Source organism: Paracoccus xiamenensis (assembly GCF_011308835.1).
In the GTDB taxonomy this organism is placed as follows: Bacteria; Pseudomonadota; Alphaproteobacteria; order Rhodobacterales; family Rhodobacteraceae; genus Paracoccus; species Paracoccus xiamenensis.
Map to the genome: position 1 here is coordinate 52,014 of NZ_JAAOHY010000008.1, position 13,557 is coordinate 65,570.

Sequence of the window (13,557 nt, forward strand, 5' to 3'; positions counted from 1 at the left end):
CCCATATGGGAGGAATAAGATGATTATCTACGGAGTCGCCGTTTTGGCGGGCTGTCTTCTGGCGGGCATGATCGTGGGCGATCTGCTTGGCGTGCTGCTGGGGGTCGAGGCGAATGTCGGCGGTGTGGGCTTTGCCATGCTGCTGCTGATCGTGCTGACAGACCGGATGCGCAGGGCAGGGAAGTTCCCCCCGCACAGCGCCGATGGCGTGCTGTTCTGGAGCGCGATGTACATCCCCATCGTCGTGGCCATGGCCTCGACCCAGAACGTCGTTTCGGCCGTCAGCGGCGGGCCGATTGCGCTTCTGGCAGGCGTCGGTGCGACGGTGGCCTGCTGGGCATTGGTGCCCGTGCTGTCCCGGCTTGGCGGGGCGGAAGAACCGTTGCCCCCGATCAGCGAAGAAGCGGAGGTTTGATATGGAACTGATTTCCGAAGTCCTGATCAAGAACGGTCTGCTGTTCGCCTTTCTGGTGGTCGGCGCGGTGATGTGGGCCAGCTACTTCCTTTCGCACAAGTTGACGAATGGCCGGTTCCACGGCTCTGCCGTGGCGATCATCGCCGGGCTTGTGCTGGCCTATATCGGTGGCTTGTTCACGGGCGGTAGCAAGGGCATGGCGGATATCCCGCTGTTTGCGGGCCTCGGCATCATGGGCGGCGCGATGCTGCGCGACTTCGCCATCGTCTCGACCGCTTACGGCGTCGATCTGGGCGAGATCCGCAGGTCCGGCCTGGTCGGTGTCCTGTCGCTGATCCTGGGGATCTTCATCTCCTTCATCGTGGGGGCGGTCATTGCGCTGATGTTTGGTTATACCGATGCCGTCAGCATGACTACGCTGGGCGCGGGTGCCGCGACCTATATCGTAGGACCCGTGACGGGGACGGCGCTTGGAGCATCAAGCGAGATTGTGGCGCTGTCGGTTGCCGCGGGTCTGGTGAAATCGGTGCTGGTGATGATCGGCACGCCTTTCATCGCGCCGCTGATCGGGTTGAACAACCCCAAGGCCGCGATGGCTTACGGCGGGTTGATGGGCACCACCAGCGGCGTCGCCGGCGGGCTTGCCGCGACCGACAAGCGGTTGGTGCCCTACGGTGCGATGACGGCAACCTTCTATACCGGGCTTGGCTGCCTGCTGGGGCCGTCGGTGATCTACTTCCTCATTCGCGGGGTGATGGGCGGCTGAGGCAAAAGAAGGGCAGCGCGAACTCGGCTTTTAGGTGACGCGTTTGATGCGCCGAGAAGCCAGTTTGCGCGTCTACCATTCATTCGAATGTGGCACCGGAGTTCGTCCCGGCATCATGCGCATCGTCACGAAGTCCACGCGAATATATGCCAGTTCCGTTGCGATTTACATGATCTTCCCGGCCGACATGGGTATGCGCAAGGATGAACTATGCTGCGTAACTGTAGCGTTCGGCGCTTTTTTCGTCCGGCACGGCCTAACTTTCGGACGCTCGTCGTCGATGCTTGGGTTGTGCGTCAAGAGGGGCGCGGGTGACAGTTTTCGTGCGTCCGCTTTGTTCGCATGACGCAGGCTGTTCGTCAAAGTCGCTGCGCTGACCTGCCCGCAACCCATGATCTGCGGCGGCGCGCATCCGTGTCCGAAGCGCAGTGACTTTTTTCAGGCAGACAGATAGGCCAGAACGGCCGCGTTTGCCTCGTGCTCGAACTTCGCCAGGATCTTGCCGTCCCGAAAATAGCCGAAGCGAAGCACCGCGAAGGCGAGTTCGATTGCCAGCGCCATTTTCAACGGGCTGACGTGCGCAGGCAGCTTGCTATTCATCAAGGCGATCAGCTTGTCGGTCTTGCGGTCATGTGACTTGCGGTCGCGATCATTGAACGGCCCGCCGAACACCAACGCACTGGCAACAGGGTCTTCGTTGTAGAAGCCCACCACATGCACCAGAAGCTCGCGGACCAACACCTCGACCCGTGCGCCATCCGGCAGCGTCGCGGCCGCGATTGACTGGGCCAGCCGCTCCATCGCGGCGGATGCCATGCCCGCCAGCATCGTCTCGCGGTCGGGGTAATAGCGGTAGATCGCGGCGCGCGGCACGCCCGAGATGTTTTCGATTTCCGGAATGGACAGCGCATCGGTTCCGCGCTCGGCGATGATCCGTTCTGCCGTATCCAGCGCCTGCTTTAACCGGTCATGCGAGCGTGCCTGCCGGGGCGGATCATCCAGCCCGGCAATCACTATATCCGACAAATGTTGATTTTTATCCATATCCGACATATGTTGACTTTAGTGAATCGTAACTGAACGTTCAAGGATGAACCGATGAACACCCAACCCAGCTATCAGAACCAGACCGCCTGGCGCGAGATTCAGGCCCATCTGCCGCCGCGCTATCAACTGACCGAAAACGATCTGCCGACCGAAGAGATCTGGAACTGGCAAGGTCACCAGATCCATCTCGACCGCTACCTTCGCCCGGAATCGCCGGTGCGGGTGATCCTGTTCCACGGGGTCGGCACCAACGGGCGGCAGATGTCAACGATCCTCGGCCACCCGCTGGCGCAATCGGGGATCGAGACGGTCGCCATCGACATGCCGACTTATGGCGTGACCCGCGTGGCACCGGGGAAGGTGGTGACTTATGGCGACTGGGTGCAGGCGGGCACCGATTTCGTCGCGGCGGAACTGGCGCGTGATCCGCGGCCGATCTATCTCTATGGTCTCAGCGCCGGGGGCATGCTGACCTATCACGTCGCATCAAGGTCGAAACGTGTCGCCGGGATCATCGGCATGACCTTTCTGGATCAGCGCATTCCCATGGTCGCGCGCGAAACGGCCTATGCGCCGATTGTCGCGCGGATGTCGGGGCCTGCCATGCTGGCGGGGCGGGCGCCGGGGCTGCGCGGGCTGAAGGTTCCGATGAAGCTGGTCAGCAAGATGCGGACGCTGGTCAATGACAAGGCGGCGCTGCGCGCCTGCCTGAAGGACCGAACCTCGGCCGGCAACCTTGTCAGCCTTGCTTTCCTGCAAAGCTATCTGCAGCCCGATTTCGACATCGAACCCGAGGATTTCGACATCTGTCCGGTTTTGCTGACCCAACCGGCCGAGGACCATTGGACGCCCCTGTCACTGAGCGAACCGTTCCTGGACCGGATCACCAAGGTGCCGGTGAAGACGGTGATGCTGGAAAAGGCGGGCCACTATCCCATCGAAGAACCGGGACTGACCCAGATGCATGACGCGATCCTCGATTTCGTACTGGCGGGCCGCGCGTCGTAATGAGGCCGGGCGGGCAGCCACAAGCGTCGATCTGACCCGTGGCTGCCGCGTCGGCTTGACGTGGCGGCTTTTGATCTCGCGCATCACCCGGACAGTGTGCTGAACACACCGTGAATTGCACCGCGCGACGCGCCTGCTTACTGTCGCGCTATCTGTAGAGGTTTCGACTCATCCGAATGCTGCGCCGCTGGATATGTGCACTGCTTGTTGTCCTGTTCGCTTTCGCGGGCATGATGCAACACGGTCAGAGCGACGGCGCGACCGAGGTCTCGGGCAAGCATGCCGTCGCTTCGATGGCGGATTCCGCCGTCGCGGGTGTGCATCATGACCTGTCGGGTCCAAACCCTCGGCAGGATATGTCCGACGCATGTGTGATCGTGTGCCTTGGCACACCCGCGCCCTGGACCGCTGGCATGCAGATCGTGCAGGTCGAAACAGAGCGGTCACTGAAGTGGCGCCTTGTGGCAGTCACGCACGAAGGCCGCCGCGTCGGCCCCGGCTATCGTCCTCCGAAATCCATCTGAACACTTGCTTTGCCGCACCTTTCCAAGGTGCCGAACACTGTTCACCCCAAAGGGGCATGATGGAAAATATACATGACAAACAGACTGAACCGCCGCGGCTTTCTGGCCGCAACTGCTGCCATGGCAGCGACCCTGGCAATGCCGCGAGGAAGCGTTGCGCGGCCGGCTGCGCTTGGGCTGCAGGCCACGACCCGTACGCTTGATATCGACGGCCGCGCGGCGACCGTTTTCGGGCTGATCAACAGCAACGGAACGACCGGGCTGACGCTGGATCCCGGGCAACGTTTTTCGTTGAACCTGACCAATGATCTGGCAGAGCCAACGATCATTCACTGGCACGGACAGATCCCGCCGAATACTCAGGACGGTGTTCCCGACATGCCCATGCCCCTGCTGCAACCGGGCGAGACCCGCGCCTATGATTTCGAGACCGCGGCAGGCACGCATTGGATGCATAGCCATGTCGCGATTCAAGAAATGCAGCTGTTGGCTGCGCCGCTGATCGTCCGACGGCCAGAGGATCTGCGGGCCGACCGGCAGGAGGTTACCATGTTCCTGCACGACTTTTCTTTCCGCGCGCCTGAAGAGGTACTTTCACAGATCCGGTCGGCCAAGGCTCATGACGAACCGCCAGCGGCAGCGCAGTCGCAGGCCGATGATCCCCATGCAGGCCATGACATGGGCGGCGGCATGGCCATGACCGGACCGCAGGGGATGGCCATGCCGGGGATGGCCGGAATGGAGATGGATCTCAACGACTTCGATTTCGACGCTTATCTGGTGAATGACCGCACGCTGAACGATCCAGAGATCGTGCAGGTCGAAAAGGGCGGTCGTGTGCTGATGCGGGTCGTCAACGGGGCTGCGGCGACGGTGTTCTGGATCGACAGCGGCGAGGTTCCGGCGCGGCTTGTCGCGGTCGACGGTCAGCCGGTGCAAGACTTGCCGGGGACGCGCTTTGGCGTTGCCATGGGTCAGCGGCTGGATATCGCGCTTGATCTGCCCGCTGGTGGTGGCGCCTGGCCGATCCTCGCGCTGCGTGAGGGCGCGCATGAGCGAACCGGCCTGATCCTGGCCACGGCGGGCGCCGAGGTGCCGGTTATCCTTGGCATGGCGGATGAGGCGGCACCGGCATTCGACATCGATCTTGCGCAGGAGGCGGCGCTGCGAGCGGTGTCGCCCCTTGCAGAACGCGCGGCGGATGTCTCGCCGATGGTGATGCTTGGCGGACAGATGCAGCCCTATCGCTGGACCATCAATGACCGTGTCTTCGAGGACCGGATTCCGGTGAGGGCCACAACGGGCCAGCGGGTCGAGATCATGTTTCACAACATGTCGATGATGGGCCACCCGATGCATCTGCACGGCCATCATTTCCAGGTCGTCGCGATCAATGGCCAACGTTTCCCCGGCGCGATGCGCGACACGGTCTATGTGCCGCCGATGTCGATGGTCACGGTGGCGCTGGATGCGGGCGAAGCGGCGGAATGGATGCTGCACTGTCACCACATGCCGCATCTTGCCAGTGGCATGATGACGACTTTCGCGGTGTCGGCATGAGGCCGCGACAGAGCGCCCTGTTTCAGCGGCGCGCGATCCTCAGCCTTGTCACCGCCGCCCCGGCGGTGGTCCTTGCGGCGACGACCGAGGTCGATGTCCGCTGACATTATCGTTCGGCAATCGCAGATCCTTCTGCGGTTGCCACATCCAACAGAAGTAAGAACCGATCCAAGGAGCAATCACATGCTGACACGCCGCCATTTCATTCGGACGACAACCGCACTGTTCGCCGCCTCTGCCGCCAGTCCGATCATGGCATCAAGCTGGCCAGACGCGGCGCAAAAAGCCGCATGGGATGCCGAGGTCGAGGCCGGCGGTCCCAATCCATGGGGCCTGCACCCGCGTTTCCTGCCACAGCGGATCATCGCGAATGATGGGCTGGTGCCCGGCGATATCCACGTCGATGCCGTGGCGCGATATCTTTATCACATCGAAGAGGGCGGCACGGCGATGCGCTACGGCGTCGCCATCGGCAGGGGCGATCTGTACGAACCGGGCACCTATACGATCCAGCGAAAGGTCGAATGGCCGCACTGGACCCCGACCCGGAACATGATCGAGCGTGAGCCCGAGGTTTACGCGCAATTTGAAGATGGCATGGAACCCGGGCCCCAAAACGCGCTGGGGTCACGCGCGCTTTACCTCTATCTCGGTGATCGCGATACCTATCTGCGCATTCACGGCACGCCGTTTCCAACCTCGATCGGCAGCCGCGCCAGTTCCGGCTGCGTGCGTATGGTCATGGCCCATATCAACAGCCTGTATCCCAGCGTTGCGACAGGCTCGACCGCCTATCTGTATTCCGCCGAGGACAGCGTCACTTCGGTCAGCTGAGCCGCAGCGGGCCCAAGACAGACCGCCGGGTGCGTGCCCGGCGGTCTTTCCATGTCAGGCGCTCGGAGCGTTGCAGATCTGGTTACCGTTGGCCGCGCGCAGGGGAACGCGCGTCGTTTCGACCTGACCGGCGTGATAATACCAATAGCAGCCATCCGTTGCATCGAACTCTGCCGAGAACAGGTCCTGGTTCGGCCCTGCAAGGGCGATTACCTCGGGCGGGATAGCATAAGGCGAGGCTTCCTCGACTGCGACGTCGGGCGTCTGGGCTGCGCATCCGGCAAGCACGAACAGCGTCACGGCGATTGCGGCGGTTCTTTTCTGCATTGGGAACTCCTTGGTACGGTTTGGTGTGTTTGGTGATGGGACCCCGGGTTGCGCGCTGCCGTCCGGGCCACGTAGTTTCGTTATAGACCAGAACGGCGCGAAGTTCCTCATCGCTCACTGGCGCAACCTTCCTATCAATGGACACCTCTCAGTCGACCAGATCAGCCTCGTCGCCGGCGGCCTTTGCCAGCGCCATCCGCCGCTTGAGCAGCTTGCCCGCAATCATCGGAACGACAAAGCCAACGATGGCAATGGTCCAAAGCAGGATCGTCAGCCAGGAACTGGCAAGCACGGTATAGTCGCCATCGGCGATGTTGACGGCGCGGCGCATGTTGACCTCCATCTCGTTGCCCAGCAGGGTTCCGAGGATGACCGGCACCAGCGGCACGTCCAGCTTGCGCAGCGCCCAGCCCCCGATCCCGAACAGGATCATCACGGTCAGGTCGAAGGTCGAGCCCGAGATGCCATAGATCCCGACGAAGGAGATCATCGCAACGATCGGCATCAGGATGCGCGGCGGCACCATCAGGACGCGGGTGAACAGACCAACCATCGGGATATTCAGCGCCAGCAGCATGAAGTTGCCGATGAACAGCGCCGCGATCAGGCCCCAGACCACATCCGGGTTCTGCGTGAACAGCAACGGCCCCGGCGTGATGTTCAGCGCCAGCAGCACCGCCAGCAGAACCGCCGTGGTGCCCGAACCCGGCACGCCAAGCGCCAGCATCGGCACCAGCGCGCCGCCAGCGGCCGCGTTGTTGCCCGCCTCGGGCGCGGCCACGCCGCGCGGATCGCCCTTGCCGAAGGTGCCGTCCTTGTCGACCAGTCGCTTTTCCATCGAATAAGAGATGAAAGATCCCAGCGAAGCCCCGGCACCGGGCAGAACGCCGGCGATGAAGCCCAGGATCGAGGTCCGGCCCATGGTCGGAATGCAGGATTTTACCATGCTCCACGGCGGGACGATGCGGCCGACGCGGATCTTTTCTTCGGTCGTGGCATCCTTGGCCGAGCCGCGATGTTCAAGGAAGATGAACACCTCGGATAGTGCAAACAGGCCGACGATGGCGACAAGGAAGTCGATCCCGTCATACAGGTGAACCTCGCCGAAGGTGAAGCGCGGCACACCGGTCTGGGTATCGACGCCGATCATTGCCAGACCAAGGCCAAGCGCGGCGGCAAAGGCTGACTTCGCCTGATTGGTCGAACTGATCCCGCCAAGCGTCGCGAAGGCCAGAACGAACAGCGCGAAATATTCCGCCGGACCGAACAGCAGCGCAACCTTGACCAACTGCGGCGCCAGGAAGGCGAGGCCCCAAGTCGCAAAGAAAGCACCGACGAAAGAGGCGATGCCGGACAGGGCCAGTGCCTCGCCCGCCTGTCCCTTCTTCGCCATCGGATAACCGTCGAGACAGGTCATCATTGCGGGTTCGTCGCCCGGAATATTCAGCAGGATCGACGAAATCCGCCCGCCATACATGGCGCCGTAATAGACCGAGGTCAGCAGGATCAGCGCAGGTGTCGCGCCAAGGCCCAGGGTAAAGGCCAGCGGGATCAGGATGGCGACGCCGTTCGACGGGCCAAGACCCGGCAGTGCGCCCATGATGGTGCCCAGAAAACAGCCCAGCAGTGCCAGCCCGATATTCTGGAAGGTCAGGGCAACGGCGAAGCCGTCACCAAGTGATGCAAGCATTTCCATGGCTCAGGCTCCTAGAAACCAAGAGGACCGCGGGCCAGCGAAAGGCCCAGGACCAGGTGGAAGACGGCATAGATTCCGACGGCGGTGCCGATACCTACCAGCGCCGCCTCGATGGGCTTCGAGCCAAGGCGCCATGCCAGATAGCCGGCGGCGAACATGGTCGCGATGACAAAGCCCAGAACCGGAAGAAGCTGCGCATAGGCGAACATCACCGCGGCGGCGAGACCGATTTCGGCAAGTTGGCCGAATTGGGGCCAGGCCGGTTCGGGGTCGGGCTTGAAAAGGAAGTAAAGAGACGACAGGCCCATGATCATGGCGATGATGATGGGAAAGACCGACGGACCGACCGCATCGCTGATGAACGGGGCCTCGATCAGGGTCGCTTGAAAGGCGAAGAGGACGGCAAGAGCAAGTCCGATCCCGCCAAAGATGCGATCGCTCATTGGGATCTCCTTCTGGCATGCATGGAACAGATCCCGGCGAAGCTGGCCGGGATCTGTCTGCATGGCTGGTGGTGAATTATTGAATCAGGCCGATTTCGCGCGAAAGGTCGGCGATTTCGGTGATCGAGGCCTGGACATAGGTCTGGAATTCGTCGCCGGTCATGCCCAAGGGCGCCAGACCGTTGGTCTCCATGACCTGCTGCCATTCATCGCTGGCATAGAGATCGGCGATGGTCTTGCTCCAGTAGTCATAAGCGTCCTCGCTCATCCCGCCCGGGGCGTAGAACCCGCGCCAGTTTGCGCCGACGGCTTCGATGCCCTGTTCCTTGGCGGTGGGGAACTTTGAAAATTCACCCTCCAGCCGTTCCGGGGACAGCACGGCGATGACCTTGATATCGCCCGAATCGACAAAGCCCTTTGCCTCGGACAGATCGCCCGTATAGGCCTGCAGCGAGCCTGCCAGAAGCTGGGTGATCGCCTCGCCGCCGCCGGCAAAGGCGATGTATTTCACGGTCCGGACATCTTCGATGCCGGCCTTGTCGGCGGTCAGCAGGATCTTCAGGTGGTCCCATCCGCCAACGGCAGAGCCGCCGCCAAAGGAAACGGAACGCGGGTCGGCCTTGATCTGCTCCATCAACTGCGGCAGCGTTTCGATCTCGCTGTCGGCGGCAACGGCGATCACGCCGTAATCGGCGCCAACAGAGCCCAGCCAACGCACCTGATCGGCGGTATTTCCGGGATAGGCATTCTGGGCCAGCCGGGTCGCGGTCGCGGTCGAGGCGGCGACGACCAGGTCGTTGCTGTCCTTGCGCTTGTTGACCACCTCGGCAAAGGCCACGCCACCGCCGCCGCCAGACAGGTTCACGACCTGCATGGTGCCGGGGATAAGTCCCAGATCCTGCGCAACCTTGCCGAATTGCCGGCAGGTGAAATCCCAGCCGCCGCCGGGGTTGGCCGGCGCGATGCATTCGGTTTTCTCGGGTTCGAAGGCCACGGCCGGTGCGATTCCGCCCGCCAGCAGGCCAACGGCCAGCATCGGTACAAGAGTGACTTTTCTGATCATCAGTTTTCCTCCCATCGGAATTTAACGGTCCCCGTGCCCTCTCCGCGCGGGGAACTGGCCGGTGGCTATCAGCCGAAACTGTCGTCAAACTGTCGCATTCAGAGATGCCTGTTGTGCGGGGTGGGTAAGCTACTGTAGTCAAACAACATCCTTTTGAAGATGCCGGAAGGGAGGCCGGTTGATTTGCGTGTGTTGTTGGTCGAGGACGCGGAGGACGTTGCCCAGGCGATTGCGACGACCCTGTCGCGCAGGGGCGATGCGGTCGATCATGCCGCCACGCTGGCCGATGCGCGCGATCTGGTCGCCGTGCAGGATTACGATGTCGCCATCCTGGACATCGAATTGCCCGATGGTCTGGGAACCGAGGTGCTGTCCGAGATCAGAAAGGCCAGCAAGCCGACCCCGGTCCTGATGCTGACCGCGCGAACCCGCATTGATGAACGTGTTTCGGCGCTGGATCGCGGTGCCGATGACTATCTGGTCAAGCCGTTCGATCTGCGCGAACTTGAGGCGCGGGTCCGCGCCCTGATCCGGCGCGGCGCAGGGCATTCGGACGGTGTGATCGAATTTGCCGATCTGGTTTTCGATCCTGCGAGTTGCAGTCTCGACATCGCGGGCGAACCCGTGTCACTGACACGCCGTGAATTCAGCCTGCTGGAGATCATGCTCAGCAATCGCGGCAGGGTGGTGTCGAAGGATCGGATACTCGAGCGGATGTATTCCTTTGAAGACGAACAGGTGGGAACGAACACGGTCGAGCTTCACATGGGACGACTGCGCCGCAAGCTGGAGCGGAGCCGGGTGACAATCCGCACCTTGCGGGGATTGGGCTATCAGCTTGTCGACCAGAGTTGACCGGAAAGAACGCCGGCCCCGCGATTCGTTGTCGCGGCGGTTGGCGCTTGGGTTTGCGCTGATCTTTGCGCTGGGTGGCGTTGCCGTGGCCATCGCGGCCTTCACCTATGCGCGCAGCGCGGCGCGGCAATCCTTTGACCGGCTGTTGCTGGGTGCGGCCAGCCAGATCGCGACCTCGGTTTCGCTTCAGCATGATGGGGTTTCGGTCGACCTGCCGGTTTCCGCATTCGAGCTGCTGGCGCTCGCGCCCGAGGATCGCGTCATCTATGCCGTGTATGGGGCCGAGGGGAACCTGATAACCGGCTATCGGCAGTTGCGGCCACCAGTCGACGGCCGGCAGTTCTTCAGCGGTACATTCGCCGGTGAGCCGATCCGGGTCGTCCGGCTGGAACGCCCGCTGACAGAGCCGGGCTATATCGGCAATGTTCAGGTGCTTGTCGGGCAGACCTTGCAGGCGCGTACTGAACTGGCGACGCAGATCACCCGTGACGCGCTTATCGTGGTCGCATTGGTCGCGGCTGTGATGGCGGCGCTGGCCGTGCTTGCAGTGCGATCGGCCTTGGCGCCGATCAACCGGATCGAAACCGCGTTCAGTCGCAGGACCGCGCAGGATCTGACGCCGATTGATGTCGCGGTGCCGCAAGAGGTCTCGAACCTTGTCGATACGCTCAACCGGTTCATGTCGCGGCTGAACCGGCAGGTAGAGGTCATGCAGAACCTGATCGCCGACGCCTCGCATCAGTTGCGCACGCCGATCGCGGCGCTTCGCGCGCAGGCAGAGCTGGCCGCAGATGAACGGGACCCCGAGGCCCTCCGCCGGATCGCCGCGCGAATCAGGGCGCGTTCGGTCAATCTGGGGAACCTGACGGATCAGCTGCTTAATCACGCGCTCATCATTCATCGCGCGGATGCGGTACCGCTTGAACGTCTGGATCTGCGGGTCGTCGCCATTGCCGCGGTGGAGGAAATCGACCACTCGATCTTTGGCACGCGGGCGCAGCCCGGCCTCGACCTGCCCGAGGACCCGGTCCATTGCGATGGTGACAGGCTGTCGCTGGTCGAGGCTATCAAGAATCTTGCGGGCAATGCATTGCGCCATGGCGTCGAACCGGTGGTCATATCGGTGTCGTCGCAGGCGGGCAGGGCGCGCATCGGCGTACGCGATGCGGGCAGCGGCATCCCCGAGGAAATCTGGTCCGAAGCGGGCACACGCTATGCTCGGTCAAGCGGCGTCTCGGCCGAAAAAGCGGGGCTTGGGCTGGCCATCGTGAATGCGGTTGCCGTCGCCCATCGCGGCGTGCTGGAGTTCCGCCACGCCAAACCCTCGGGTTTCGAAGCCGCCATCGTCCTGCCGCTCACTGGTCGAGGATCACGATGATCGGGCGTGCTCTTGCCGGGATGGTGCTGGCACTTTGTCTGACAGGCGGCGCGACGGCCCAACCGGTGATCGAAGCCTCGGAAAGTTTCGGCGACCCGCAGGCGGCGGCGGTGATGCTGGTCCGGGCAACGACGGATATCGACCTTTTCGACGAGGTGCTGGACGGGTTCGTGACGGCCAACCCAGACATTCGGATCGACTATGAACAATGGGGCTCAAACGACCTGTTCAAACAGTCACAGCAGGATTGCCTGTCAGGCAGGTTCTCGGCGGACATGGTGATCAGTTCGGCGGTCGACCAGCAGGTGAAGCTGGTGAATGACGGCTGCGCGCGGCCATATCGCTCGGCTCAGACGGCGTCTCTGCCGGACGAATTTCAATGGCGCAGCGAATTGTTCGGCATTACCCGTGAACCTGCGGTAATGGTCTATAACCGAGAACTGGTGCCGGAAGCCGAGGCGCCCCGGACCCGGTTTGACCTTGTCGACCTGCTGCGCCCCGAGGACAGCCGTTTCGCCGGAATGGTCGCCACCTACGATATTGAGGAATCGGGCCTGGGTTATCTGTTCGCCTTTGTCGATGCCCAGCAGGCCACCAGCTTCGGCAGTCTGGCCGAAGCCTTTGCCCAGTCGGGCGCGGTCTCGACCTGCTGTTCGACGGAAATCATCGACGGCGTTGCAAGCGGCCGATACCTGCTGGCCTATAACGTGCTTGGCTCTTATGCGTTGGCGCAAGCCGAGCGGTCGCCGAACCTGGCCATCGTGGTGCCGCAGGACTATGCACTGATCCTGTCACGCGGGGCGCTGATCCCCAGACGGGCGCGCAATCCGGCCGCTGCTGGCCGATTCCTCGACTATCTTCTTTCGCCGGCCGGGCGGGCGATCATGGCGCGCAGTCACCTTTATGTCGATGTCACCGACGGCGACGCCAGCGGGCTGGACGTGCCCGCCGCCAATGATTCCATCCTGCGCCCGATCCCGCTGTCACCGGTCCTTCTGGTCGGTCTGGACAAGGAAAAGCGCGCTCATTTCCTGTCATTCTGGCGCGATACATTCGCCGGCGCGACCAGCAGCGATTAGTCGCCGCCTTCGGAATAGACCGGTCGCGGGCGGCCGTTATGGTCGAGGGCAACAAAGGTGAATGTCGCCTCGGTCACGATGCGGCTTTCGTTGGCGTGGCGTTGCCGCCGCCATGCCTCGACATGGATCCGCATCGATGTCCGGCCCACCCCCTCGAGATTAGCGTAAAGCGAAACCTCGTCACCGACCTTGACCGGTTCGTGAAACCGCATCGCCTCGACCGAGACGGTGGCGCTGCGACCGTGCGAGGTCAGGGCGGCCAGATTACCCGCCGCCAGGTCCATCTGGCTCATCAGCCAGCCGCCGAAGATATCCCCGGCGGGGTTGGTGTCGGCCGGCATCGCGACGGTGCGGATTGCCGGCTGACGGTCTGGGTGGTCCGGATGAGATGACATGAGCGACCTGCGAGGCGGAAGTTCGGGTATCCATGTTCGTGCCGCGGTTCAGGTGATCTTCGATCCCGGCAGCCAAACCGATCATGCGTCCATAAAGGGAAACGGTAAAGACGGCATTTTCCAGATCGCGGCTCGGCCTTTTCGGCCTTGTAGCGATGGGCGAGATC

At 62.6% G+C, this 13,557-nt stretch carries 15 protein-coding genes; 9 read left to right on the forward strand and 6 right to left on the reverse strand.

What is annotated here, in order from left to right:
* Positions 1-19 precede the first annotated feature (19 nt).
* Both madL and madM read left to right on the forward strand, forming a co-directional pair.
* Complete coding sequence (gene madL, locus G7044_RS14945) at positions 20-415, forward strand: malonate transporter subunit MadL (protein ID WP_166330287.1); 396 nt, start codon at positions 20-22, stop codon at positions 413-415.
* Between the two features lies 1 nt (position 416).
* Positions 417-1,181: a malonate transporter subunit MadM gene (gene madM, locus G7044_RS14950; protein WP_166330289.1), complete on the forward strand. Its 765-nt coding sequence runs from the start codon at positions 417-419 to the stop codon at positions 1,179-1,181.
* A gap of 438 nt (positions 1,182-1,619) precedes the next feature.
* Here the strand turns inward: madM and G7044_RS14955 are convergent, their stop codons facing one another.
* Positions 1,620-2,225, reverse strand: coding sequence for a TetR/AcrR family transcriptional regulator (locus G7044_RS14955; protein WP_166330291.1), 606 nt, complete (start codon positions 2,223-2,225; stop codon positions 1,620-1,622).
* Positions 2,226-2,279: 54 nt separating this feature from the next.
* Between G7044_RS14955 and G7044_RS14960 the strand changes: the two genes are divergently transcribed.
* The 4 genes from G7044_RS14960 to G7044_RS14975 all read left to right on the forward strand — a co-directional run bounded on the left by G7044_RS14960 (position 2,280) and on the right by G7044_RS14975 (position 6,154).
* Positions 2,280-3,236, forward strand: a complete 957-nt coding sequence (locus tag G7044_RS14960; RefSeq protein WP_166330293.1) for an alpha/beta hydrolase — start codon at positions 2,280-2,282, stop codon at positions 3,234-3,236.
* 176 nt (positions 3,237-3,412) lie between these two features.
* A complete protein-coding gene (locus tag G7044_RS14965; protein WP_268935445.1) occupies positions 3,413-3,760 on the forward strand; it encodes a DUF2946 family protein in 348 nt (115 codons plus the stop codon).
* 72 nt (positions 3,761-3,832) lie between these two features.
* A complete protein-coding gene (locus G7044_RS14970) occupies positions 3,833-5,320 on the forward strand; it encodes a multicopper oxidase family protein (RefSeq protein WP_166330297.1) in 1,488 nt (495 codons plus the stop codon).
* Between the two features lie 183 nt (positions 5,321-5,503).
* Entirely contained in the window at positions 5,504-6,154 is a 651-nt protein-coding gene (locus tag G7044_RS14975) for a L,D-transpeptidase (RefSeq protein WP_166330299.1), read from the forward strand.
* A gap of 54 nt (positions 6,155-6,208) precedes the next feature.
* On the opposite strand, the gene G7044_RS14980 is transcribed toward G7044_RS14975, so the two are convergent.
* The 4 genes from G7044_RS14980 to G7044_RS14995 form a co-directional block, all read right to left on the reverse strand.
* The gene (locus tag G7044_RS14980) at positions 6,209-6,481 is read right to left on the reverse strand and encodes a hypothetical protein (protein ID WP_166330301.1); all 273 of its coding nucleotides are present in this window, start codon (positions 6,479-6,481) and stop codon (positions 6,209-6,211) included.
* Between the two features lie 148 nt (positions 6,482-6,629).
* Complete coding sequence (locus G7044_RS14985) at positions 6,630-8,177, reverse strand: tripartite tricarboxylate transporter permease (protein ID WP_166330303.1); 1,548 nt, start codon at positions 8,175-8,177, stop codon at positions 6,630-6,632.
* A gap of 11 nt (positions 8,178-8,188) precedes the next feature.
* Entirely contained in the window at positions 8,189-8,620 is a 432-nt protein-coding gene (locus tag G7044_RS14990) for a tripartite tricarboxylate transporter TctB family protein (RefSeq protein WP_166330305.1), read from the reverse strand.
* Between the two features lie 76 nt (positions 8,621-8,696).
* Positions 8,697-9,656, reverse strand: coding sequence for a Bug family tripartite tricarboxylate transporter substrate binding protein (locus tag G7044_RS14995; protein WP_407947414.1), 960 nt, complete (start codon positions 9,654-9,656; stop codon positions 8,697-8,699).
* Between the two features lie 216 nt (positions 9,657-9,872).
* Between G7044_RS14995 and G7044_RS15000 the strand changes: the two genes are divergently transcribed.
* From G7044_RS15000 to G7044_RS15010, 3 genes are read left to right on the forward strand one after another with little or no spacing between them, the layout of a single operon-like run.
* Positions 9,873-10,538, forward strand: coding sequence for a response regulator transcription factor (locus G7044_RS15000; RefSeq protein ID WP_328803865.1), 666 nt, complete (start codon positions 9,873-9,875; stop codon positions 10,536-10,538).
* Positions 10,522-11,916, forward strand: coding sequence for a sensor histidine kinase (locus tag G7044_RS15005; protein ID WP_207630320.1), 1,395 nt, complete (start codon positions 10,522-10,524; stop codon positions 11,914-11,916). Before G7044_RS15000 ends, G7044_RS15005 begins: the two co-directional genes overlap by 17 nt.
* Positions 11,913-12,995, forward strand: coding sequence for an ABC transporter substrate-binding protein (locus G7044_RS15010; RefSeq protein WP_166330311.1), 1,083 nt, complete (start codon positions 11,913-11,915; stop codon positions 12,993-12,995). Before G7044_RS15005 ends, G7044_RS15010 begins: the two co-directional genes overlap by 4 nt.
* Here the strand turns inward: G7044_RS15010 and G7044_RS15015 are convergent.
* The gene (locus tag G7044_RS15015) at positions 12,992-13,390 is read right to left on the reverse strand and encodes an acyl-CoA thioesterase (RefSeq protein ID WP_166330313.1); all 399 of its coding nucleotides are present in this window, start codon (positions 13,388-13,390) and stop codon (positions 12,992-12,994) included. The genes G7044_RS15010 and G7044_RS15015 overlap by 4 nt on opposite strands.
* Positions 13,391-13,557 lie beyond the last annotated feature (167 nt).